27 protein-coding genes are annotated in these 23,193 nt (G+C 39.8%); all 27 read right to left on the minus strand.

From position 1 onward, the window contains the following. Positions 1–92 precede the first annotated feature (92 nt). Positions 93–773, minus strand: coding sequence for a flavodoxin (locus tag RVY80_RS00775; RefSeq protein ID WP_317329246.1), 681 nt, complete (start codon positions 771–773; stop codon positions 93–95). A gap of 169 nt (positions 774–942) precedes the next feature. After that, positions 943–1,512: an aldo/keto reductase gene (locus RVY80_RS00780; RefSeq protein ID WP_317329247.1), complete on the minus strand. Its 570-nt coding sequence runs from the start codon at positions 1,510–1,512 to the stop codon at positions 943–945. Next, positions 1,484–1,753: an aldo/keto reductase gene (locus RVY80_RS00785; RefSeq protein ID WP_317329248.1), complete on the minus strand. Its 270-nt coding sequence runs from the start codon at positions 1,751–1,753 to the stop codon at positions 1,484–1,486. Before RVY80_RS00785 ends, RVY80_RS00780 begins: the two co-directional genes overlap by 29 nt. Before the next feature lie 365 nt (positions 1,754–2,118). Continuing rightward, positions 2,119–2,613 (minus strand): LysR substrate-binding domain-containing protein, encoded by a 495-nt coding sequence (locus tag RVY80_RS00790; protein WP_317329249.1) that lies wholly within the window; start codon positions 2,611–2,613, stop codon positions 2,119–2,121. Between the two features lie 19 nt (positions 2,614–2,632). Continuing rightward, positions 2,633–2,899, minus strand: a complete 267-nt coding sequence (locus RVY80_RS00795; RefSeq protein ID WP_295192922.1) for a LysR family transcriptional regulator — start codon at positions 2,897–2,899, stop codon at positions 2,633–2,635. Between the two features lie 311 nt (positions 2,900–3,210). Continuing rightward, entirely contained in the window at positions 3,211–4,131 is a 921-nt protein-coding gene (rocF, locus tag RVY80_RS00800) for an arginase (RefSeq protein ID WP_317329250.1), read from the minus strand. 205 nt (positions 4,132–4,336) lie between these two features. After that, the gene (locus RVY80_RS00805; protein WP_317329378.1) at positions 4,337–5,170 is read right to left on the minus strand and encodes a Bcr/CflA family efflux MFS transporter; all 834 of its coding nucleotides are present in this window, start codon (positions 5,168–5,170) and stop codon (positions 4,337–4,339) included. 257 nt (positions 5,171–5,427) lie between these two features. Next, the gene (locus tag RVY80_RS00810; RefSeq protein ID WP_317329251.1) at positions 5,428–6,393 is read right to left on the minus strand and encodes a bile acid:sodium symporter family protein; all 966 of its coding nucleotides are present in this window, start codon (positions 6,391–6,393) and stop codon (positions 5,428–5,430) included. A 9-nt stretch (positions 6,394–6,402) separates the two neighbouring features. After that, positions 6,403–7,362, minus strand: coding sequence for a pantoate--beta-alanine ligase (gene panC / locus RVY80_RS00815; RefSeq protein ID WP_295188857.1), 960 nt, complete (start codon positions 7,360–7,362; stop codon positions 6,403–6,405). 183 nt (positions 7,363–7,545) lie between these two features. After that, entirely contained in the window at positions 7,546–7,935 is a 390-nt protein-coding gene (gene panD, locus RVY80_RS00820) for an aspartate 1-decarboxylase (protein WP_295188869.1), read from the minus strand. A 250-nt stretch (positions 7,936–8,185) separates the two neighbouring features. Next, the gene (locus RVY80_RS00825; RefSeq protein WP_317329379.1) at positions 8,186–8,815 is read right to left on the minus strand and encodes a DNA glycosylase; all 630 of its coding nucleotides are present in this window, start codon (positions 8,813–8,815) and stop codon (positions 8,186–8,188) included. Positions 8,816–9,200: 385 nt separating this feature from the next. Next, positions 9,201–9,608, minus strand: a complete 408-nt coding sequence (gene tnpA, locus RVY80_RS00830; protein WP_317329381.1) for an IS200/IS605 family transposase — start codon at positions 9,606–9,608, stop codon at positions 9,201–9,203. A gap of 437 nt (positions 9,609–10,045) precedes the next feature. Continuing rightward, complete coding sequence (locus tag RVY80_RS00835) at positions 10,046–10,927, minus strand: S-layer homology domain-containing protein (RefSeq protein WP_317329252.1); 882 nt, start codon at positions 10,925–10,927, stop codon at positions 10,046–10,048. A gap of 310 nt (positions 10,928–11,237) precedes the next feature. After that, positions 11,238–12,503, minus strand: coding sequence for a nickel-dependent lactate racemase family protein (locus RVY80_RS00840; RefSeq protein ID WP_317329253.1), 1,266 nt, complete (start codon positions 12,501–12,503; stop codon positions 11,238–11,240). Positions 12,504–12,537: 34 nt separating this feature from the next. Then, positions 12,538–13,470, minus strand: a complete 933-nt coding sequence (locus RVY80_RS00845) for a hypothetical protein (protein WP_317329254.1) — start codon at positions 13,468–13,470, stop codon at positions 12,538–12,540. Between the two features lie 180 nt (positions 13,471–13,650). Then, positions 13,651–14,283, minus strand: a complete 633-nt coding sequence (locus tag RVY80_RS00850; RefSeq protein WP_295192912.1) for a sortase — start codon at positions 14,281–14,283, stop codon at positions 13,651–13,653. A gap of 624 nt (positions 14,284–14,907) precedes the next feature. Then, positions 14,908–15,510 (minus strand): hypothetical protein, encoded by a 603-nt coding sequence (locus RVY80_RS00855; RefSeq protein ID WP_295188884.1) that lies wholly within the window; start codon positions 15,508–15,510, stop codon positions 14,908–14,910. Between the two features lie 14 nt (positions 15,511–15,524). Then, a complete protein-coding gene (floA, locus tag RVY80_RS00860; RefSeq protein ID WP_295188886.1) occupies positions 15,525–16,496 on the minus strand; it encodes a flotillin-like protein FloA in 972 nt (323 codons plus the stop codon). A gap of 135 nt (positions 16,497–16,631) precedes the next feature. Further along, entirely contained in the window at positions 16,632–17,102 is a 471-nt protein-coding gene (locus RVY80_RS00865) for an NfeD family protein (RefSeq protein ID WP_295188888.1), read from the minus strand. Between the two features lie 227 nt (positions 17,103–17,329). Continuing rightward, complete coding sequence (gene uraA / locus RVY80_RS00870) at positions 17,330–18,601, minus strand: uracil permease (RefSeq protein WP_295188890.1); 1,272 nt, start codon at positions 18,599–18,601, stop codon at positions 17,330–17,332. A gap of 36 nt (positions 18,602–18,637) precedes the next feature. Further along, positions 18,638–19,918, minus strand: coding sequence for an FtsW/RodA/SpoVE family cell cycle protein (locus tag RVY80_RS00875; RefSeq protein ID WP_317329255.1), 1,281 nt, complete (start codon positions 19,916–19,918; stop codon positions 18,638–18,640). Position 19,919: 1 nt separating this feature from the next. Continuing rightward, the gene (trmB, locus tag RVY80_RS00880; RefSeq protein ID WP_317329258.1) at positions 19,920–20,573 is read right to left on the minus strand and encodes a tRNA (guanosine(46)-N7)-methyltransferase TrmB; all 654 of its coding nucleotides are present in this window, start codon (positions 20,571–20,573) and stop codon (positions 19,920–19,922) included. Positions 20,574–20,727: 154 nt separating this feature from the next. After that, the gene (locus RVY80_RS00885; protein WP_317329259.1) at positions 20,728–21,216 is read right to left on the minus strand and encodes a hypothetical protein; all 489 of its coding nucleotides are present in this window, start codon (positions 21,214–21,216) and stop codon (positions 20,728–20,730) included. Positions 21,217–21,542: 326 nt separating this feature from the next. Beyond that, positions 21,543–21,773, minus strand: a complete 231-nt coding sequence (gene rpsR, locus RVY80_RS00890; RefSeq protein WP_004693795.1) for a 30S ribosomal protein S18 — start codon at positions 21,771–21,773, stop codon at positions 21,543–21,545. Between the two features lie 58 nt (positions 21,774–21,831). Beyond that, on the minus strand, positions 21,832–22,230 hold the full coding sequence (locus tag RVY80_RS00895) for a single-stranded DNA-binding protein (RefSeq protein WP_295188908.1): 399 nt from the start codon (positions 22,228–22,230) through the stop codon (positions 21,832–21,834). Between the two features lie 24 nt (positions 22,231–22,254). After that, the gene (gene rpsF / locus RVY80_RS00900; RefSeq protein WP_295188911.1) at positions 22,255–22,539 is read right to left on the minus strand and encodes a 30S ribosomal protein S6; all 285 of its coding nucleotides are present in this window, start codon (positions 22,537–22,539) and stop codon (positions 22,255–22,257) included. Between the two features lie 251 nt (positions 22,540–22,790). After that, positions 22,791–23,144, minus strand: coding sequence for a hypothetical protein (locus tag RVY80_RS00905; RefSeq protein ID WP_310746124.1), 354 nt, complete (start codon positions 23,142–23,144; stop codon positions 22,791–22,793). Positions 23,145–23,193: the final 49 nt, after the last annotated feature.

Raw genomic sequence — 23,193 nt, forward strand, 5'->3', positions numbered from 1 at the left:
CAAATACAGCATACAGGCTTGTCCTAACAAGGGTTTTCAATTATTCATCACAAGTCCCAAAAGGTTTGGCAACAAATAAGAGCTAAGTCGAATTATTTACCGAATCCTAAGGATTTTATCCAATTTTGAATTTGTGGTGCTGCATCGTTAATATCGTTACGGCTAATGGACAAACCATCTTTTACCACCTTAGCATTTGGTTCTAGTTTTTGTATGCTATTGATAGTATCAGAGAATCCGCTACCACCATGTGTGTTAAATGGAATGATGGTTTTACCAGAGAAATCATTGGCTTCAAAGAATGTGTACAATACCATCGGCATATCGCCCCACCAGTTTGGGTAGCCTACGAAAATTGTATCATATTGAGGTAGATCAGGCACATTGGCTTTCATTTCAGGACGTGCATTCACACGTTGCTCTTCCTTTGCATCGGCAATCAATGTTTGGTAATCATCAGAATATATTTTCACTGTTTCAATACGGAAAATATCGGCACCACTTGCTTCTTTAATAACATTGGCGAAGTATTCTGTATTGCCATATACTTTACCATCTTTGATGACTGCACTATTATCAGCTTCTTTTTCAGTCATTTTAGCTGGATCATACGTCATTGGCAATGAATAATATACAACTAATGTCTTACCATTAGGCTTTACCGCTTCTGTAGATACCTTTGCTGGTTGTGCTGCACTATCGGCTTTTGAACTACAACCCCAAATGACCAAGGCCATAATTAGACTAACTAGTACCAATAAGATTCGTTTCATAAAGTCCTCCTCAATTTAACTACTGCTATCGTTTCCCCTATGTTATGATGATTCGCCATTCAGGACGAAATCCATGTCGTCAAGCAAATTTATCGCCACCAAATTGGGAATGAAATAGCTGTGCTAGCAGTACCATCATCCAAACTGATTTTATCGCCAATCATTGGTGTCATAAATTCATATGGTTTGCCTTGAGATGTCGCCAAAATCCTGTCCATTGATGACGGGCTAAGGCAAATTTACTGTTGTGGACTGAAATCATCTTTTTAGCATTTACATCTACGGCAGCCTGAGCAGCCTCTTCTGGCATATTATGAATTTTTGCCCAATCCTTATTGTATTGGCCATTTTCCATAATCGCTAAGTCCATAGATCCGTATTTTTCACCAATGGTTTTAAAGAAAAAATCATTTTTGCCTTCTGCAAATGGTGCCCATGCTTCGATTTGAACGCCATAGTCTTTCATATTGTCTTGTGCCGCTACTTGCTGGAAGAACGGGGTAACTTCTACTTGGTTGACATGAGGCACAATTTTGTTAAAGGATGCCATATCTGCCAAACGATCCGGATAGAAATTGGATACACCAATGGCACGAAGCACGCCTTCTTCGTATAAATCCTCTAACGCATGGTATGCACCATAGTAATCGCCAAATGGTTGATGCAAGAGCATCAAATCAAGGTAATCTACACCGAGACGTTCCATGGATTTATATACAGATTTTTTTTGCTTTTTCATAGCCGAATTCAGAAATCCAAACCTTTGTGGTTAGGAAAATATCCTTGCAATCCACACCAGATTGACGAATCCCTTCACCCACCTCTGTTTCATTCACATAGGCCTGTGCTGTATCGATATGGCGATAGCCCACCTCCAATGCTTCTTTCACCGCCTGTGCTGTTTCCTCTGCAGGAATTTGAAAAACGCCGAAACCTAATTTAGGGATTTTAACGCCATTGCTTAATGTAATACATTCCATGATAATATCCTTTCTCTAGAACTGATAGTTCATTTGATTACAACGAATGGTGAAAGCAAACTTTCACCAATGCATATTCTTATGATTCTATTGTATCTAGATTAAGGCACCTACAGAAGTAACTAGTCATTGTATGGTTTGAACTATTAGTTAACACTAAAATACAACAGCTCTTACCATTAGCATAATTGCTACAAGTAAGAGCTGTATATTTAGACTATCAACGAACTTTAGATTCAGATGTTAGGGTTCCGTTTTCACCTTTTATACGGCCTTGTCCAGTACATATTGCACGGTTTCAGACGGCTGTTCATTATGATAGATACACATAGGAGAAATATATTTCCACTCCATTGGTTTCATCGTTACCAGTGGATGAAAGGTTCCCACGCATCTACACCAACGAGCACATCATTAGAACCTACTATCTTATTAAAGATTTGTACATCAAAGAATGGGAATTCTTCAATCTTAACTTTCGGATGATTATCTAGAATTTCCTCTTTAATCTGTGTAATATCATCAATCCAAGATGTTGAATTTAACCACACCGTATGACCATCAAGATCCGCCCATGTTAACGAATCCTTTTGAGAGAGAGGATTACGTTTTGATACAGCCAATCTGAGTGGCACATAATAGAGGTAGGTGGCGGAACAACCAGGATAATTCTTAGTTTTTTCCGAATAATTGCCTACCACGATATCAATATCCTTGCCTAAATTGCTGAGAATCTCACGAGCATTTTCGGGGTTATTTTCATAGGATACAATCTGCATATTTAGACTACCACAGGTCGCAATCAAATCCGGCCACAAATCGGTAATAAATGTTTCTGGTGTGATTAGGGATATCCCCACACGAATAACGCAATCTGATTCACGATGTTAACTGGCAAGCCCGTTGAAGAACTTCTGCATTATATTGGACCAAATACTTCGCCTCTTTAAAAATCATCTGCCCCTCTAATGTGAGCGTAATGCCCTTCGGCGAACGATCCAACAACCGCATATCGAGTTCTGTTTCCAATGTATTGATTTGTTTAATGACCGCTTGCGTAGAGATGAATAAATCCTTGGCTTCCTTTGAAAAACTGCCTGCCTCTGCCACGGCAATGAATGTATCTAATTGAGAGTTATATAACATGTGTATTTGTATGACTTTCACCAAATGTACTAATTCCATTCATAGTGAAAGTATCCATACGTCTCCGCTCTTAGTTAATGTACTGATATCTATTATTATATCATAAGGTATATGTTAAGTTTTCAATCGCAATCTATTTTGCTGGAATCAGGTAGCAATTCTAATGTGTCTGTTAGCCCTATATTCTCCCGCTTATATCGCACAAAAGGCTGTATTTACTCTAATGAAATTAAACTTTCACAATGCAACTAATAACTAGTATCTAGTATCTAATACCTGCTATCTGATTACTGATTACTGATAACTGCATGCTAATCTAGTTCATCAATATCTGAGTAATACATGATTCGTTTGCCGAAAGCGGATTCAATTAATTCCACCGCCAATTCAGCCGTTTTATTTTGAATATCTAAGATAGGATTGACCTCTACCACCTCTAAAGAGGTAACAAAGTTTCCATACGTAGATATATATTTCATAATGAAATGTGCCTCGCGATACGTTAACCCACCTCGAACAGGTGTACCTGTTCCTGGCGCCTCAGACGGATCAATAGCATCCATATCAAAGCTCACATGTAAACATGAACAATTCTTCTCCAAATATTGCATAGCCTCTTGCATGATGTGTTGTATGCCATACAGGTCTACTTCTTCCATTGTATATACTTTCACCCCATGTTGACGCAACAAGACTACCTCACCCATATCAATATCTCTGGCTCCGACAACAACAACACGTTTCGGATCAATCTTTCGTCCCGGCGTGCCGATATCGACGAACTCAGGATCACCAATGCCACAACTCACCGCCAATGGCATACCATGAATGTTACCACTTGGTGATGTCGTATTAGAATTGAAATCCGCATGGGCATCAATCCAAATGACCCCCATCTCCGGTTCTTTCCGAGCTAGACCAGCAATAGAGCCCATGGCTATAGAATGATCTCCACCCAATATTAATGGAAAACTATCTTCTTGATAGATTTTATAAACTTCCTCTGCTAGGCTACGACAAGCCGTCAAGACTTCCTCTCGATACTTCATGGCTTCATTATCGCGGTTCAACCCCACAGGAACATGAATGTTTCCTCGGTCCTCCACGATTTTCCCCATAGATTGTAATCGTTTTACAAGACTTGCTAATCGAATAGCAGATGGGCCCATATCAACGCCTCGTTTACCAGCTCCTAAATCCATAGGAACGCCAAGAATTGTCACATTTTTCACTAATAATAACACCTCCAGTGTCACATTGGTCTTTGACCAAAATATGCTGTGATTACCTAAGAATAATCACAAAAATAAAATAACACTCAAAGTATAGCATGTATAACTACAAATATCTATCCTTAAGTCGGCACATAATTAAATACCGCTACCATATTGCAATGAACCGATCAAAGCGGAACCAGAACCAGCCATATCACCCGCTTTATCTAAGGCAATCGCATTTGTTACGGCTGCGATGATACCGGATGATACCGTTAGAGGAAAAGAATACTAAAACACCAAATACGATGGTCATCATACCACCAATATTAAACCATACAAGAGCCACAGCAATAATAGCTGCCGACATAGCCACTAATGTGGCCATTTTTAAAATAGTTTCTAGTTCAAAAGCTTTCACCATGCGACGATTTATGGCACTGACAACCATAACACCCACAATATTCAAGCCAAATAAATACCGATAATTGGTAGGATCCACATTATATAAATCAATATACACATGAGGTGAACCTGTAATAAACGCGTATGCCGCCACATAGAAGAAGGTTACACACAAGGTATATTTCATAAAGGATGTATTTTTTAATAGAATCCAATAATTTTTATAGGTATTCATTAAAGAGCCTGTGGCACGTTTATCAGCAGCATGTGTTTCTGGTAAAAATACCACTGACACCATTAACAAGACACCTAAGGCCACCATAAACCAAAAGATTCCATGCCAGGAACTAATGACCATGATTTGACCACCTACTAGTGGTCCAAGAATTGGTACTACCGCCATAATCATGGTCAATGTAGACAACATACTAGCAGCCTCGGTGCGATCAAATAAATCGCGAATCATAGCACGAGAGAGCATCGGGGCCACACAAGCGCCAAAGGCTTGGAATACACGCCACACCACCATCTCTGTCATCGAAGTTGACATGGCACATCCTACAGAACCGATAACAAATAATACCGGTCCTAATAATAATGGAATCTTACGACCATATTTATCGCTGACCGCACCCCATACCAGTTGTGCTATATCATCAAATTAGTTTTACTAATGTAGTATAGATATTATTTTACCTATTCAATGATTCCCTAGATAGTTTCTAAAGGTTCAGGCGTAGCAACTTTTAGTTCACTCCCGTTTCAACAAAAAACTAGCGCATATACGTGTCAATCAAACATGTATATGCGCTAGTTTATACTAACTATTTACTTATATTATAGCTATACTCTGTGAAATTAAAGGCTAGCTTTCAAAATTTCCACAAACTCATTGCGAGTCAATGTTTTTTAAGCCTCAACGACATTGGTTTGTTCATAGTCTTCTTCATATTTTCGGCGTCTAATATTGGCAAATACAGCACCAGACATATTATGCCATACACTAAAGATAGCGCCGGCTAGTGTAGCCAATGGATTCATAGCAAAATTAGCAGTCGCAAGTGCCACAGCAAGTCCACTATTTTGCATCCCTACCTCGATAGCTAGAGCTGTTGTTTTTTCATAATTCAAACCGCATGCTCTGCTTACGATCAAACCAACACCTAGACCCATTAAATTATGAAGGCACACAACACCCAATGTAAGCAATCCGCTCATAAGAATTATATCTCGGTTCACCGCAATAATCCCAGCGATGATGAGCACGATGGCAATCATGGAAATGAGTGGACTAATCGGTCTAATGCGATCCACCCGATGTTGCCCCATGGATTGTATTAAGATACCAAGTAATACGGGCAATAAGACTACTTTTACCACGGATATCATCATAGGCACTAATTGTACATCTACCCATTGACCACCGAGAGTATACACCAATAGAGGTGTTACCAATGGCGCCAATAATGTAGAGGCAATGGTCATCCCTACAGATAGGGACACATCACCACGGGCGATATAGGTAATAACATTACTCGCCGTACCACCAGGGCAGCAGCCAACCAAAATAACGCCGATAGCAATATCTGGTGGCAATTGAAACAAGTTACAAATTATCAATGCGCTAACAGGCATAATGGAATATTGAGCCAATACGCCGATAGCAATGTCCTTTGGTCTCGTCAACACAATAGCAAAATCCTTTGCCTTGATGTTGAGCCCCATACCAAACATAGCCGCACCTAGGAAAAATACCGTATATTGTACGGCCCACCCAAAGTACTGAGGCATGACAAAAGCCATACCTGAAAATAGTAAAATAATCACTGTCACATAGCGCGCGGTGAATGCATTAATCAGTTGAAGGTATCTCATAAGTACCTCCTACTTGTTAACGCTAGCATTAACTGCCTGCTCATCATTGGCATTCACAGTATTGGTAGCACCATGAATACTCATCTCATGGGCATTCCCAGCTCTATCGACAGCATAGCTAAAGTTATCAATCAAACGAGTCTTACCAATGTACACTGCCATAGCCACAAGTACATCTCGATCAATCGTTTCCACTGGCTCCATCGTCAACGCATCTACGACGGATACATAATCAATCTTAGCTAGCGGTTCTTCATTAATGACTGCTGTCATCACATCCAACACAGATTGTGATGACACGACTATATTAGGCGATGTTTTCGCCTGTTCTTGTAAATACGTCTGCCCAGACAGAACTGATTTATACAATACAGTAGCTGCCTTACGTTCTGCATCATTCAAATAGGTATTTCTTGAGGATTTCGCCAATCCGTCCTGTTCACGTACAATAGGTACCCCTACGATGGTAACAGGTATATTTAAATCACATACCATTTTGCGGATGATGGCAAGTTGTTGCGCATCCTTTTGCCCAAAGTACGCACGGTCTGGTGTGACGATGTTAAAGAATTTACTCACCACCGTACACACGCCTTTGAAATGGATGGGGCGAGTGGCACCACATAAGTGGTCCGACAGGCCTACAATATTCACATAGGCCTTTGGATCCACATACATTTCGCTAGGCTCAGGATGGAAAATCAAATCCACCCCCATACTTTCACATAAGTCACTATCATGGTCCAAATCCCGTGGATAAGAATCGAGATCTTCCGTTGGTCCAAACTGCGTCGGATTCACAAAGATGGATACCACCACCTTGTCATTATCTTGACGAGCTTGCTTCATCAACGACGCATGTCCTTCGTGTAAAAATCCCATAGTTGGCACATAGCCAACACTCAAACCAGCTTGTTTCCAAGCTTTCACCTGCTCACGCACCGCATCAATGGTATATACAATATTCATTTTATTTCTCCTCCGTCTACTATAGATACAGAAGATAGCCTATACTTGCCCACTGTATTTCAAAACAATCGATACTACTACTGATCTTAGTCCAATACATTATTACAGAGTGGATTCCTCCGCGAGGTCCTGCACGAGGATTCATCCTAGTGCGCTCCGCGAGGTTCACATCAAATAAACGTATTATTGGTCCATCAATCGTCCGTGTTTTTCATAATTCGTAATACGGCTAATCTTGTTATTCTCATCTACAAATACGACTTGAGGGTGTTCTGTTTTTGCTTCATCTGCGTCATATTGTGCATAACACATGATAATGATTTTGTCACCAGTGCTCACGCAACGCGCTGCTGCCCCATTGAGGCATATCACGCCACTGCCAGGCTCACCGGCAATAGTATAGGTCGTAAACCTTTGACCATTATTCACGTCCACAATATGAACTTGTTCATACTCCAAAATTCCGGATGCATTCAATAGTTCTTCATCTATCGTAATACTCCCTACATAATCGAGCGCCGCTTGTGTCACGGTTGCTCTATGAATTTTTCCTTTTAACATTGTAACTGTCATGTCAAACTCCTTGTTAGTGAAAGCTAAATCTTCGTACCCGCCATATAGGTCGGTTCTAGGTACTTTACTGAGGTTTGTTTGTCATGAAATAAAACAGAGGGCCTTAGAGTATAGTTCTGTGCTACTATCTCCAATTCAAAAGTATAGCACAAAAATTCATCAAAAAGCCCTTTGTTAAAAACGTTTTATCTATGAAATCATTTTATTAAATTGCTAATTCTAATCTTAAATATAAAAGCATTTTCTACTCTCAAATCACACCAGCCATTTCGAAGAATGCTCGATATGCCGAGGCTTTGTTAATAAGGCTCATAGGAAATGCCCGTGATGTTGATGGCAAGCGAGTCAATGTGAGTTCATGGCATTTGTAATTATAAGAGATAGTCTCCCCAGTCTTTGGTAATTTCACCTTTTCAGGCAACAATCCTAATAATACCTCTGTCGCCTTGCCACCAGTTGTGGCAATATGTTTGCAATTTGGAATCGTTGCTAGCACCTCATCCAAATGAACGGGTTCCACTACCTTTAAAAATGCATCGGACGCATTGCCCTTTTCACGAATGGCGCGCACTACGGTCGGACAAGAGGCAATACCACGTTCGCTGAGGAACGCCTTGATTTTCTCTGGATCAAAGGCCTTTTTCTCACCTTTTCTAAAATGGTCCTTGTCATCGAAAAATACTAACCCATACACACGCCACATATCATTTTGAAAGTTTGGATAATGGAATTCCATAACTCTCTTTTCTGATTTTGGTGGGAATGTTCCCATTAACATAACCGTAGCCTTTTCAGGTAAATACGGTGGAAATGGTCGTGTTTCAATCTCAATGCTCGGATCTAAGGTAGATTCGTCCACATCGATGGCACTTGGCTTCATCGTTTTTGTGAATTTCACAGTTCTTTTTGGTTTTGTTGCTTTCAAACCGTTTGTCTCTTTTCCTGATTTACTATGTTTTGTATCTGTACTCATAATTTCACTCTTTTCTGATGTCTGATGTCTGATATATCAATACATCTATTATAAATCTATTATCCTCAGAAACCTATGTAATAAATCAACTATCTCAGCAATTACAAAGATATGATGCTACTATTGAGGATAAAAAACCATCTGTACTTTCATCATGACCACCCGTCTAACGGGTGGTTTGCTCACAGACTATAAGCCTGAGTTACCGGCCAGCGCCTTAAGACGCTGGCTTTCACTTCGTTCAATCCACATTGCTCTTGCTACTTTAGCTAACCCCTAAAGGGCATATTGTCTACTTGCCACCCTTAAAAGGGTCCTCATATTCTTTAATACTAATTTTATCCGACATCTTGTCATGTATTTCCTGCTCAGTGATATACTTTTTAATTGTAGCCTCATTTAGTCCTACTGTTGATATATAATATCCCTCAGCCCAAAAGTGTCTATTTCCATATTTATACTTTAAATTGGCGTGCTTATCAAATATCATCAGAGCACTTTTACCCTTCAAATATCCCATAAAACTCGACACTGATATTTTTGGTGGAATCGTCACTAACATATGAACATGGTCGATCATTAGATGTCCTTCAATTATAGTAACTCCTTTGTAATCACATAATCGTCTAAGTATTTCTCCAATACTTTCTCGATATTGATTAAATATAGCTTTACGTCTATACTTAGGAGTAAATACGATATGGTATTTACATAACTATCTCGTGTGCGCTAGGCTTTGTGCCTTTGTCGCCATAGAAATCACCTCTTCATTTGCATATAATTCGGCTTGAACACCTTCATTATATAACGATTCAGAGGTGATTTTTTAGTATAACTATCGTTTCCGCACTCGCATAGCGGTTGGTTTTATGATTCGCGATTACATCGCGAACCAGTCTAAAGACAATAATAAAAAAGATACACCAGCTAGTAACCCTAGCCAGTGTATCTCTAAAAAGTATATTATGAACTGTTATTCTAGTAATAAATGATAGAAAAAGAAGTATCACTTATGTATGCTGAATGTGAGAAGTCATTCAACAGTATATGCAAAAGAAGTAATATAAATCTTTATCATTCATACAAAACTGTATTAATTTATAGAATAAATAAAATCCTATTCTTAGAAGGAGTAATTCAATTCGGCACGGTAGAAGTTGCCCAAGTCACATTCATAAAGATGTAGTAACCACCAATGGATTGATTTTTATCAAGATTACCAACTTGTGCTTGTACCAACGTCACGCGGGCATTTTGATTAGCATTTAACGCTGCATCATGCATTGTACCTTCTACCATGGAACCATAACCCACAACAGTACTTACGTGGTTATTACCAGCTACAATACCAACCCCATCAAATGCATCATCATACATCAAGCCACCACCAATAGTTAATGGGAATCGCCCACCAATCACAGTAGCTTTGCCTACTTGATGTGCCACATAGGCTAAATCAATACGTGCATCACCTGTGCCATTAGAATTACCAAACTCAATATCATCTGATGACACACGAATCACAGCAGATGTTTTATCATTTACAGTAGCATTAAATTGTACACGTCCACGAAGGTCAAATCTAGAATGTTTACCATACGCATTGTATACTTTGTTGTCGCCCTTTTCAGAGCCTACAAAACGCAAACGAACATCACCAGTAGCCTTAACATTGCCTACTTTATTTTCCAAAGCAGCAACCCTCACACCAAGGTTATTCAATTCACTAGCAAATTCATCTGCCAAACGATTAATCATCGCTTGTTGTTCCGCATTAGCGCGATCTTGATTTGCCATTGCTTTCGCTACCATTTGAGCCATTTCATAACGGGTAATATTGTTTTGCCCTTTGAAAGTTCCATCAGGATAGCCATTGATAATCCCCACAGATGCCAACTGAGATACCGATTGGTATGCCCAGCTATCTGGAGTCACATCAGAAAATGGATTTGCCGCGAATGCAGTAGTCACACCTACCACTGCTGTCGCCACTAAAGCACTTAATACACGTTTTTTCATTGTCATTCTCCTCTCACAAAGAACTTCACAATTACAACTCGTGCTCTCACAATACATAATTTAGTTTCTCTTACAGTATCCATGTTCCCTTATAAGTAAAACTCATTTACCTATTGCAAAAAACACATTAAATTTAATTACTTTTTAGCACTATCATTTAGTAATGTAAACCATTTTTATCCACTATCTTGCAAGACATTCTAGTTTTCACTTATTTTTAACGCAGAAAGGCCCCGACTATATCTTCGCAGCGACATTACGTCGGAGGCGTTCCGGAGCGAGAAGATATAGTCGGGGCCTTTCCCCCTTGTTATTTAGTTTTAAGGATAGGAACTGTGTAAGAACCGTGTGGCATCAAGATGATTTTAGCATCTTTGCCCATTTTCGCATACGCTTTTTCAAGTGCTTCTTCCATGCTATGCACAGGCGTAAAGAATGCAGTCTTAGCGAATTCATCATCAATTTTAGACAACAAATAGAAATCGGCTTTCTTCATCAAGCGTGTAACCGCATAGGCTTTATGACGACCGATTTGGAAATCAGCACGTACGGAATCTTCAATGGATTGCAATGTATCGTGTGTTTTAACTGTTTCGTCAAATACTGGAGATCCAGAACCTTCACGACATTCCGCAAGCAAGATAACTACGCCACCTTGTTTAACGGCTTTCACTGCGTTATCCATAGTTTTTTGGCTTTGGTAGATATTGATATCTTTAGGGAAACCACCGCATGTAGCGATAACGATATCCGCTTCTTCTCCGATTTCTACACCATTTTGTTTGTTAACGAAATCACAAGCTGCTTTATGAGCTGTAATATAGTTACCCGCAAAAATGCCAGTGAATTCTTTTTCACCATTCAATACAACGTTCAACAAGAATGTTGGAGGGCACATAGCCACACCTTCTATTTGATCGTCATAAATCGGATTACCTTCCAATTGGCCAATCATGGCTTCTGGATTTAACATCAAGCTGTGGTTTTTACGTACACAATCAAAGGATGCTACACCAGGTAGTACGGCTTTACGACCGCCACCGAACCCTGCAAAGAAATGATGAACTACAGAACCTGTAGCGATAAGCACATCAGCTTCTACGGCATGTTTGTTAACTTCTACTGGCGTACCGAAGGAAGTTTCACCTAAATGTACAAAATCTTCAGATTTTTTACAGGAGGAATTGTACATTTTTACACGGCGAGCTACCTCTTCGCCTACTTCGCTAACCATTTCTTCATATGGCATATCACGATGCGTACCAAGGGCAAACAAGATTTTGATGTTTTCATCAGGAATACCTTGGGCATTCAAGTAATTCAACAACAATGGCATAAACACATATGTGTTGGCAACGCGTGTTGTATCGTTGGCAATGATACATACTGTATCGCCAGCTTTCACCAAATCCTTGAGCGGTTTGGAATCGATTGGATTGTCCAATGCTGCGAGGATTTTTTCCTCTACATTATCAAGAACAGGCGTTTCAGCCATGTGCAATTCGCCGATTACTTGGCTTTCATCAACGGAGAAATCGAGGAACCCCTCACCATAATGGAATGAATATTTTTGCATAATACTCCTCTTGCATACAAACTAATGAAAGTATTTATTGAGCTGGCGCCTCTAATAGCGTATTAAATTGCTCAAACCCAAATGGAACTGGAGATACTAAATACAAGCTAATCACTGCCAATACGGCAACAGCGATAGCCAAGTATGAGAAACTACCACGTTTTGAGAACTCGTATACACCAAACAGACGAACACCGATGGCCGCTCCAAGAGCCGCCACAAAGGCAGGAATGGAGAACATTTCCTGTGTCGTAAACACCACCATAATACCAGCAAATCCTGCTACGACAGTAATAATTGGAATCATGGAGTCCAATTTGCTCGTAAATGTACGAGTCAAACCGGATGGATAATAGGACGCTTCCACCCCGAAGGCACCAAGAAAGAAGTTAAATATTGTCCAAATGTAACCCCAAGTACCGCGGAATGCATCACGATGTTCGCCAGCGTACCAAGCAAACCCAGTAAGGACCAAAATAGCTAACCCAGCTAGACCAAAGTAAATATCGTTGGAAATAAATGGAACTAATAATGCACCTACCGCTGCTAACACACTAGCCAACACAATATGAGTAGTTACCTCACTTGTTGCTGGTCGCTCTGCACTAGGAATACCTTTGTACACAACGGCACTAATTTCAAGGATAAAGCAAGCAATAAAGAATGCTACCCCTGCGGCAGGCCAGGTAAATGTTAATGCTAACGTAATCAACACTGGAATCAAGGCCTTCCATTTAGGGAAGAATGTTAAACTTTTGAAATCCAATCGCACATTTTGTGTTGCCACCGTGAAATTGTTGTACAACACAAATAACAACATAAAAGAAATCACATCAAGTGGCGTTGCTCCCCAAATTAACAGAGCTGGTACGATGATCATAGACATAGCTACGCCTGAAATACGAGAAATACCTGCTACGGCGAGGCCTAGCAAGAAAAATGGTAATAATAAAAATAATAACTCCATGGGATACCTATAGGCTCCTTTCAACAACAACAATGTATTCTATACTTTAGTATACTTTGAATGAGCCTATCTTATCAATGATTTTACAGAATTTCTAACATTAGGACCAACAATAAATCATAGAGTCTATAACAAGACGTTTTTGTAATTTATAATGGACACACACTATTTCAATATATTTTACATATTTCTAGCTCCTCGCAATTCCACCCCAGCCTCACGCAAGCGATTTGCCACTGTGGTGCCCTGTACACCATAGATATTTCCAATATCTACTGTCGATAATTGATGTCGTGTATATAAATAGGTTACATGCTTCATAGGTAGGGACTTTTGGGTTCCTATATTGCGCACACAACCACCATTAGTTCTCACAATTTGTAGTACCCGCCATTTTGAAAGCCCCAATGATTTGCTAATAAACTCAGCACTATTACCACTAGCATAAGCACGTTTAATTGTATCAATAACCTCTGCCGTAACCTCAACAGTGCTCCCCCTTTTCTCCCGATTACATGTAAGCTCCCCTCCATTAGCCCGTATTCTATTAGCAATGGTTGTATGAGAGCAATGATACTTACTAGCTAGTTTATAAATACTCCATTTCTCTCGTTCATATAAGACTGATAGTTCTTGCATTGGCAATTCATACGGCCAAGGACGTTGTTTAATACCATACTTTTTAATACGTCGCAATATCGTATCTGTGCTACATCCAAAATACTCTGCCACCTCTGATACAGATAGACCTTGACCTTCATACAAATCCTGTAATTTCTTTTGAGAAATCTCAATCTTGCCATGATAAGCCATCATACACCTCCGCGAATGAGTTAATCTGCTCATCCTGTTTTGATTCTCCTAATCTAATGAGATTCAACCATATCATTTACCAGGCTGAGCTACTATAGTTACAAATACAAGCACACTTCATACCTTCATTATGCCGATAGCCCTATCCCAATTACAATCCCCCTAATGTACCCTATCAGTCACCTCCACACAAAATCTATCTAATGATGTCCCTATATCTTTGTAGCGACATTACGCCATAGGCGTTCCGGAGCGAAAAGATATAGGGACATCATCTCTCCGTACAAAAACAGCGCTAAAACAATCCGACCATTCTTGGAACCTCCATTTGTCCAAATTACACCCATCGCAGATGCTCAACTTTACAGTCCTGTTTTGATAAATCAATTCTACAGATTTTTGCTTTTGATTCTTCAAGACAACAATAGTTTTTCAATCTGTGATATGGCAGATGCGATATCGAGATGTGTTCTGCATTGGCTAATGAACATCTAATATTATAAAAAGGTCCACTATATATCTTTGCAGCGACTTTACGCCAAAGGCGTTCGGAGCCAAAAGATATATAGTGGACCTTTGTTATTTAAATGTATCTAACCTGGCAGAACACAACTCGATAAAGTACTACCGTACGCGATTGTGTTGCAAAGCTTTTGGTTTTTCTAAAATAATCGACCAAGCAATTGCCTGACGTAACTGTGACTTGTCGAGCCCAGGTTGCATACTTAATGGTTGAAATGCTGCTACATTAGTACGACTAGTACTCTCAACTGAGCATTGTTTTTGGGCTACTTTTTGTAATTGCGCCTGCAACGCAAGTATTTCAGTTTTTCTAGCTTCTTCCGCTTTACGCAAAGCCCGTTCTTTCTTTCCTTGAGCTTCTTGTCGTTGCTGTTCTAAACGTTTCCGCTCAACTCGTTCACGTTCTATACTTTCCAAACGTTCCCGTTCCGCTTGCTCTGTATTTGAGGGCAGCACCTCATAATTCTCAGTCACATCGTAATTAGGCTGCTTTGGTGATTGTCCAGATTCGTGCTCTATCTTGATGCCATATTCTCGTTCCATGTCCTCCCACGTCATTGGGCGGCCCGTAGGCTTGTTGAATTGGCCTGGATTCTCTGAATTTTCGTAAGTATCATAGGAATCTTGATCGTCTTGACCAGATCTCTTTTTCTTCTTGTCAAAAATCATAGATCCTAAAATGAATAGAATCACGACGATTGCCATATCCATAGGATCACCTATTTTTCTTCAGATATACCACTGAGGCTTTCACGCATTTTTGTGTCCGCCATAATATTGTTCATGTTGTAATAATCCATCACGCCCATGTGGCCTTCACGCAATGCTTCTGAAAGTGCCTTCGGCACTTCTGCTTGTGCTTCTACTACTTTCGCTTGCATTTCTTGGGTGTACGCACGCATTTCTTGTTCTTGCGCTACTGCCATAGCACGACGTTCTTCCGCACGAGCTTGGGCGATATTTTTGTCTGCTTCTGCTTGATCTGTTAAAAGTTGCGCACCAATGTTACGTCCTACGTCAACGTCCGCAATATCGATGGACAAGATTTCAAAGGCTGTACCTGCATCAAGACCTTTGCTCAATACAGTACGGGAGATATGATCTGGATTTTCCAACACATCTGTATGTTGTTCACTAGAACCTACAGTTGTTACAATACCTTCGCCAACACGAGCGATGATTGTGGATTCACCAGCACCACCAACGAGGCGATCGATATTAGCACGTACCGTTACACGAGCCCGAACCTTTAATTCGATACCATTTTTGGCTACTGCAGAAATGATTGGAGTTTCAATAACTTTAGGATTAACGCTCATTTGAACGGCTTCTAGCACGTCACGACCAGCAAGGTCGATAGCGGCGGAGCGTTCAAAGCTCAATGGAATAGACGCACGTTCAGCAGCGATTAACGCATCCACAACGCGGTTAACGTCACCACCAGCAAGATAATGGGCTTCCAATTGGTTTACGTTTACATCGAGACCGGCTTTATTGGCTTTCACTAAAGGCAATACGATTTGAGATGGGTTTACACGACGTAGACGCATACCTACGAGTGTGAAGATACCTACGTTAACACCTGCGGCCAACGCGGAAATCCAAAGGCCGATTGGCACAAAATAAAAGAATAGACTCACTGCAAGGAATGCACCAAACAAGATGAGGATAAATAAGATTTCACTATCCATAGTAATCTCCTTTTTCAAAACAAATACACATTAATCTATTAAATGGCACAAGGCCTTAGATTACATAAATTTTCAAACTAGCTATAGCTACGATGCAACCAGATTTCTCGGCAAAAACTGAAGAGGCCTGCACAATTATTTATTAGTCGGTCGTACAATATTACGTCCACCAACCACTTGAACAACTGTAATTTCAGTGCCTGCTTTCACAAAGTCCCCTTCTGTGATGACATCCACATAGTTACCGTCAATCAAGGCCACGCCGGCTGGGCGTAATGGCGAATGCGCAATCCCCATCTGGCCTACAAGGTTTTCCTGGATTTCATTGGACACATAGCCTTGATCCGTTGTGGATCGCTGGCCTAATGTGAAATGTCGTCCAATCCACGTATCGGGGAATCGATTAATAAACCAGAGCAAAAATACGCCTAGTACTACCGTAACGCCACCTACCGTGTAAATAGCAGTCATACCCTTGCCCATGAGGCCATACACGCCCCACATCATGGCACAATAGCCAAGGATACCTAAAATTGCCCCTGGCAACACTAGCTCTAAGGCAATCATAATAACGCCGGCTACAAGCCAACTGATATAACTATCCATTTAATGCCCTCCTTTCATGGGAAACAGTATACCTATATTATACAATAGCCCAGCAAAACTACCTAATAGAATTACCGGGCTAGGGAGAATATATATTCAGTTTTACATATTTTTTACTTACTCACAAGTGACTGGTAGAGAACACTTCTTTGAAAGTTCCTATCAGTCACCTCAGCATAAATACGTTTTTGACAACCAAAGAAATACAGCTTCTAGCATTTTACCAATTATTTGACTTGGCTATTACCCAAACCAGTTTTCTTGAGAATCAAAATAATGATACTTAATGCCATACCTACCACAGTAGCAAGGCCCATGCCTTTTAGCACAACAGGACCAATTACAAGCTCTGCACCACTAAGACCTACAACAAGAATAACTGATGTTAAGATCATGTTTACAGGATTTGTATAATCTACTTTACGTTCTACAAGCATACGTAAGCCAGAAGCTGCGATGATACCAAATAACAAGATACTTACGCCCCCCATTACTGGTACAGGAATGGCATGAATCAATGCTGCAAATTTACCAACAAAGGATCCAATCATGGCAAGAACAGTAGCACCACCAATAACCCACACGCTGAAGCAACGTGTTATGGCTAATACACCGATATTTTCACCATATGTCGTATTTGGTGTAGCACCAAACAAACCAGATAAAATATTAGCTAAACCATCACCCAATAAAGAACGTTGAAGGCCTGGTTCTTTCATCAAATCACGACTTACGATATTGCTAGTTACCACCAAATGGCCTACATGTTCTGCAAATACTACGAATAATGCGGGCATAATCATGATAATAGCATTGATATCAAATACAGGCATACCATAGAAGTGAGGGAATTGGAACCATGCGGCTTGTTCTACCCCACTAAAGTCTACAACGCCCATAAAAGCAGCCAATACGTAACCGGCTACGACACCAATTAATACGGGAATAACTGCTAGGAATCCACGGAATACAACCGTCCCCAATAAAGTAACACCAAGGCTAAACAAAGACAATGTGATAGCTTGACTATGCGTCATGCCATAGGTTTGATCCCCAATAAGACCGGCCATAGACATCGCCACTGGGGCCAATTCCAAACCGATGATAGCAACAATAGCGCCCATCGCAGCCGGCGGAAACAATACATCAATCCATTTTATACCGATATAGCGTACTAAAATAGATAAGAGTACAAAGGATATACCAAAGACTACAAAGGCCCCTTTAGCCGCCTCATAGCCTAGCCCAGCAGCCAATACCGATGCTACAGGAGCTATAAAGGCAAAGCTAGATCCCAAGTAGGCTGGAATTTTCCCCTCACATACAAATAGGTAAATCAAGGTACCAATACCATTCATAAACAATGCCGTTGCTGGGTCGACTTTTAATAAATACGGTACGAGCACCGTAGAACCAAACATGGCAAATAAATGTTGAAAGCTGAGTGGCAACATTTGTCCCCAACTTGGTTTTTCTTGTACATCAATAAAATCTTTCATTGTGTCTCCCCTATTAATTAACGAAATCTATTAGCACTAACGAGATATGGTTTGCCGAGCAGAATTAGGTCTGAATCGACTCTGTGTTTCTTCACGCAAAGATGGCAATTGCTCTTTCTTGCCTATTTGTTTAACACCCACCACATTACGGCGAGCTATATTACCCAAAATGCCTACAGCCACAAAATTGATGAGCAGCGAAGAACCACCATAGCTGATAAATGGTAATGGTACACCGGTTACAGGCATAACACCACATACCATAGCAATATTAAATAGTGCCTGTCCACTTATTAGCATCGTAATCCCCGTCGCTAACCAACGTCCAAAATCATCGCGAGCTTCACTAGCAATTCGCATACCATACACTGTGAACATCACAATCATAGCAATGACTATAATACCGCCAACAAAGCCAAACTCCTGAGCCCATACAGCAAAGGCAAAGTCAGTGTGCGCCTCTGGTAGGTAGAAATACTTAGATGTGCCTTGCATAAAGCCTTGTCCAAGAAATCCACCAGAACCTACCGCCAATAATCCTTGAACAGTCTGATACCCCATATCTTGCGCATGAGGCCAAGGGTCAAACCAGGATAAAAGACGTTCCCAACGGTAAGGACTAAATCGAGCCATCATGAATCCAATTGGCAATAGGCCTAAAGTCGTAGCTGCAAATAATTTCGCATCAAAACCAGCAAGAAATATGAGCATATAAGAGAACATCACAATCAATACGGAGGTCCCCATATCTGGTTGCAACATCGTTAACCCACCAAATACAACAGGCCAGGCCAGTAATGGTAGCATATACCCAAAACGTATACCTATATATTGCAAAATCTCTTCACGACCGCGTCTCGGTCTCGGTTTTCTCCATTTATGAGTTCCCAACAAGGAAGCCGTCCATATAATAGCCGCCAATTTAGCAAACTCTGATGGCTGAATAGAAATAGGACCTAATATAATCCACCGTTGCGCACCATTAATGGTAGTACCGATGACTTTCACCAAAATTAATAATAATGCTACGGCAAACATAATATTGCGTCTGAATATGGGATTTTGGAATTTACGATAATCAATTTTATACGCTAGAATCCCAATCAATCCAGTAATAGCTAAGAAGATAAGATGCTTAGGAAAGAAACCAAACAAACCACCAAATAAGCCATCATTAGAGGAAATAGAGCTAACATAGGTAGCACTAAAAATATTGATACTTCCAATGAACGTTAAAACAATGACAGGCACAAGCATCCCTTGTAAATCATTTTTAAATAATTTACTCCATATGCTTGTTGATTTGGAACGTTCCATATTACGCCTCCGTCTTTGGCTTGATGGCTTCTAATCGGAAAATTGGTTGTCCTTTGGCACTAAATTTCTCTTCGTATTCCGTTTTTACATTAGGTAGGTCTGTACTATGTAAATCATACGTTACATTTTTCAATGTCCAGCCACAATTTTGGAATTCTTCGAGGGAAAACATGAATAAACCTTCGTTATCCGTTTTAAAATGAATTTCTCCATCTTCTTTGAGTAAACGTGCGTACCGGTCAAGGAAGGTATGGTACGTTAAACGACGTTTTGCATGTTTAGCCTTTGGCCATGGATCACAAAAATTAATGTAAAAATGATCAACTTCGCCAGATTCAACAATATCTTCAATGCCAGCAATATCAAATAACGCTACCTTCGCATTTGATAAATTGCGCTCATAGAGTTTTTGTGCAGCATAATAGATAACACCCATTTGCACTTCAAAACCAACAAAGTTAGCTTCTGGATGTTCCTCAGCCATGCCTGCAATAAAACGTCCTTTGCCCGTTCCAAGTTCCATGTACAAAGGTTTAGTAGGGTCCTCAAATAATTCTCTCCACTTTCCTTTGTGCTCACCATGGTTTTCTAAAATAATATGTGAATCATACTCGTGAATCGCTTCATCAATCCACGGTTTTCTACGTAAACGCATTCTATCTCCTTTATGTACATACGAATTTCATCTTATCCTTATTATAAGAAAGGCAATTTCTTACGTCAAATAAAACATCAAAAAAGGCTGTAAAAGAATTAACTTTCGTCATTCTTTCACAGCCTCATGAAAACAAAGTTTCATCTAGCACAGCTTAATAAGCTATAGACTCTAACATATTGATTTGTTCAGGTGTTAACCCTAATTCAATCAGTTTATTTCTATGTTGTTCGTATATGCTATTAGCACCAACATTAGCTGCTAAGGCAGCAGTAATAATGATTTCCCGATCCAAGTTGCCCATTTTCGCACGGTCACGATTATATGGTTTTGGTCTTTTCTTTGGGAAATTATTATATTTTATTCCTTTGCTAGCTTCAGTAGTGCTCTCATTACTACTTTTGCCCAACGCTTCATTCAAACCTTGTAAACGTTGTTCATTTAATTTATTATAATCAATCCCAAAATCTGACTCTGCCGACATTCGATCAAATAAACCCAATGCATTATTTGTTTTTTTCAAACCCGCTGCAGAGTACAATTGACGTATAGCTACACCTTGTTCTGCAGCACCTAGAGTCTCTATTGCATACCCGCCAGTTAGTAGTGAAACCGCTAGTGAAAGTATCACTAACTTTTTCATAAGTATATCTCCCTTAAACTCTCTTGCTATATTAAATTACAGTAAGAATAATATATTCGTATTATAGCATGACAATTTATATTTTACAAATTTTTCATAATTATTTTTATACCAATTTTAACTTTTTTCTTTTTTTGTACATTCATACTGAAAAATCCCTCTACTGAGGGATTTACAGAAAGCATATTTATTTAACATATATAAAGTTGTTATTCAAATAACTGATACGAATATAATATATTTAAATCAACCATATTATATCCCTGTATTGCATAAAAAAACCTCGCAAACACAAGGTGTTTACGAGGTTTTTATTTGATACTCTATTATTCTGCAGTGAATGGCAATAATGCGATTGCACGTGCACGTTTGATAGATGTAGTCAATTTACGTTGATGTTTTGCGCAAGTACCGGAAATACGACGTGGAAGAATTTTGCCACGTTCAGTCGTAAAACGACGAAGTTTAGCAACATCTTTGTAGTCGATTTGATCGATATGGTCTGCACAGAAAACGCAAACTTTTCTTCTTGGCTTTCTGCCTCTATCTCTTCTCATTGTGAATCCTCCTTTTCGAATTAGTAGGAGTCCCTAACACAAGAACGGAAACGATTCCTTAGAATGGAATATGTTCGTCATCTCCGCCTGTACTGAAACTATCAAAATTGGACCCACCATCGAAAGAATTAGTATTCATATCAAGGGATTGGCCCACGAAGTTAGCTACCACTTCGGTAACATAACGTTTTTGACCATCCTGCGTTTCATAAGAACGAGTTTGTAGACGACCTTCAACAAAGCAACGACTGCCTTTACGAAGATTGCCTGCAGCTTCACCAAGTTTTCCCCAAGCTACTACGTTAATGAAAGCGGTTTGTTCTTTCGTTTCGTTTGTAGTGGAATCAACATATGTGTTCGTTGCCGCCACTGTGAAAGTAGCAACAGCTCTGCCAGTCTTAGTAAAACGTACTTCAGGATCACGAGCTAAATTACCCAAAATTTGTACAGAGTTCATGTCTTTACCTCCTGGGCGTTTGAATTAAGCGTCGTGTTTAACAATCAGGTGTTTAAGGATCTCATCGTTGATTTTCATAACGCGGTCGATTTCTTTGATTTCAGCAGGATCTGCTTCAAAGTTAACCAATACGTAGAAACCATCAGTGAATTTTTTCACTGCGTACGCAAGACGACGCTTGCCCCAACGATCTACCTTTTCTACTGTGCCGCCTACACGAGCAATTAACGCCTCAATTTTTTCAATTACAGCATTAGTAGCTTCTTCTTCGGCTGGTTTCACAATAACCATGACTTCGTATTTGTTCATACAAAATCACCTCCTCTTTCGGACTAATGCCCCTATCTCACATAGGGGTAGGAAGTGCTTACCATCAATAAGCTTTATTATTATAACGTAACCGGCTAGAAAAAGCAATAAGAATATATATTCATTCTACTCTTCAAGATGTACAAAAAGATGTACAAAAAATGGTACATAACTGTAACATGTTGTATCCAGATAGTAATATTTCCGCTTTTATAATCTATAAATTTGTAAAACTATCTAGCCTATAGCTTCTAGTACCTCCACTTTGATGCCCCCATCTTGACGACTGCTGCCGTAATCGCACTTTCATCGACGATATCAATCACAGTATTACCATCTTTAGATTTTATTTTTGCATCTAACTTCATGCGTGCTTTATCCGAGGCTGGGGTTTCCCCTTCATAATTCACACACTCTTCTTTGTAAAAGTTCACTACTCGAACAATATCCCTCATATCTGCTTCACTAATGTCATCTCGATTCAGAGTCATACTATCCTTCATTGTACCTGCATGTTTAATATGTTTAGACACATTAATGTCGCCCAACAAACCTACTAATTGGGTCTTCATCCATTTTGTCGTTTTCTTATTGCTATCAGTCATATGATTACGGCTCCTTTAGAACGTCGTTTCGTTCCCTTCTATCCATTAT

This window comes from Veillonella absiana, assembly GCF_032970865.1.
Lineage (GTDB): Bacteria > Bacillota > Negativicutes > Veillonellales > Veillonellaceae > Veillonella > Veillonella absiana.

Bases quoted from the DNA above. Each gene is read 5' to 3' on its own strand.
- RVY80_RS00825 (WP_317329379.1), bottom strand. From the start codon at position 8,815: ATGAAGCCAAGTGCCATCGATGTGGACGAATCTACCTTAGATCCGAGC.
- RVY80_RS00835 (WP_317329252.1), bottom strand. From the start codon at position 10,927: ATGAAAAAACGTGTATTAAGTGCTTTAGTGGCGACAGCAGTGGTAGGT.
- rpsF (WP_295188911.1), bottom strand. From the start codon at position 22,539: ATGAACAAATACGAAGTCATGGTTATTGTGAAACCAGCCGAAGAAGAA.
- RVY80_RS00780 (WP_317329247.1), bottom strand. From the start codon at position 1,512: ATGAAAAAGCAAAAAAAATCTGTATATAAATCCATGGAACGTCTCGGT.
- uraA (WP_295188890.1), bottom strand. From the start codon at position 18,601: ATGAAAGATTTTATTGATGTACAAGAAAAACCAAGTTGGGGACAAATG.
- RVY80_RS00855 (WP_295188884.1), bottom strand. From the start codon at position 15,510: ATGGCAATCGTCGTGATTCTATTCATTTTAGGATCTATGATTTTTGAC.
- RVY80_RS00885 (WP_317329259.1), bottom strand. From the start codon at position 21,216: ATGAAAAAGTTAGTGATACTTTCACTAGCGGTTTCACTACTAACTGGC.
- RVY80_RS00845 (WP_317329254.1), bottom strand. From the start codon at position 13,470: ATGGAGTTATTATTTTTATTATTACCATTTTTCTTGCTAGGCCTCGCC.
- RVY80_RS00775 (WP_317329246.1), bottom strand. From the start codon at position 773: ATGAAACGAATCTTATTGGTACTAGTTAGTCTAATTATGGCCTTGGTC.
- RVY80_RS00795 (WP_295192922.1), bottom strand. From the start codon at position 2,899: ATGTTATATAACTCTCAATTAGATACATTCATTGCCGTGGCAGAGGCA.
- floA (WP_295188886.1), bottom strand. From the start codon at position 16,496: ATGGATAGTGAAATCTTATTTATCCTCATCTTGTTTGGTGCATTCCTT.
- RVY80_RS00875 (WP_317329255.1), bottom strand. From the start codon at position 19,918: ATGGAACGTTCCAAATCAACAAGCATATGGAGTAAATTATTTAAAAAT.
- RVY80_RS00905 (WP_310746124.1), bottom strand. From the start codon at position 23,144: ATGACTGATAGCAATAAGAAAACGACAAAATGGATGAAGACCCAATTA.
- rpsR (WP_004693795.1), bottom strand. From the start codon at position 21,773: ATGAGAAGAGATAGAGGCAGAAAGCCAAGAAGAAAAGTTTGCGTTTTC.
- panC (WP_295188857.1), bottom strand. From the start codon at position 7,362: ATGAATATTGTATATACCATTGATGCGGTGCGTGAGCAGGTGAAAGCT.
- RVY80_RS00895 (WP_295188908.1), bottom strand. From the start codon at position 22,230: ATGAACTCTGTACAAATTTTGGGTAATTTAGCTCGTGATCCTGAAGTA.
- RVY80_RS00850 (WP_295192912.1), bottom strand. From the start codon at position 14,283: ATGGCTTATCATGGCAAGATTGAGATTTCTCAAAAGAAATTACAGGAT.
- RVY80_RS00865 (WP_295188888.1), bottom strand. From the start codon at position 17,102: ATGGATAGTTATATCAGTTGGCTTGTAGCCGGCGTTATTATGATTGCC.
- trmB (WP_317329258.1), bottom strand. From the start codon at position 20,573: ATGCGTTTACGTAGAAAACCGTGGATTGATGAAGCGATTCACGAGTAT.
- RVY80_RS00840 (WP_317329253.1), bottom strand. From the start codon at position 12,503: ATGCAAAAATATTCATTCCATTATGGTGAGGGGTTCCTCGATTTCTCC.
- RVY80_RS00810 (WP_317329251.1), bottom strand. From the start codon at position 6,393: ATGAGATACCTTCAACTGATTAATGCATTCACCGCGCGCTATGTGACA.
- RVY80_RS00785 (WP_317329248.1), bottom strand. From the start codon at position 1,753: ATGGAATGTATTACATTAAGCAATGGCGTTAAAATCCCTAAATTAGGT.
- panD (WP_295188869.1), bottom strand. From the start codon at position 7,935: ATGACAGTTACAATGTTAAAAGGAAAAATTCATAGAGCAACCGTGACA.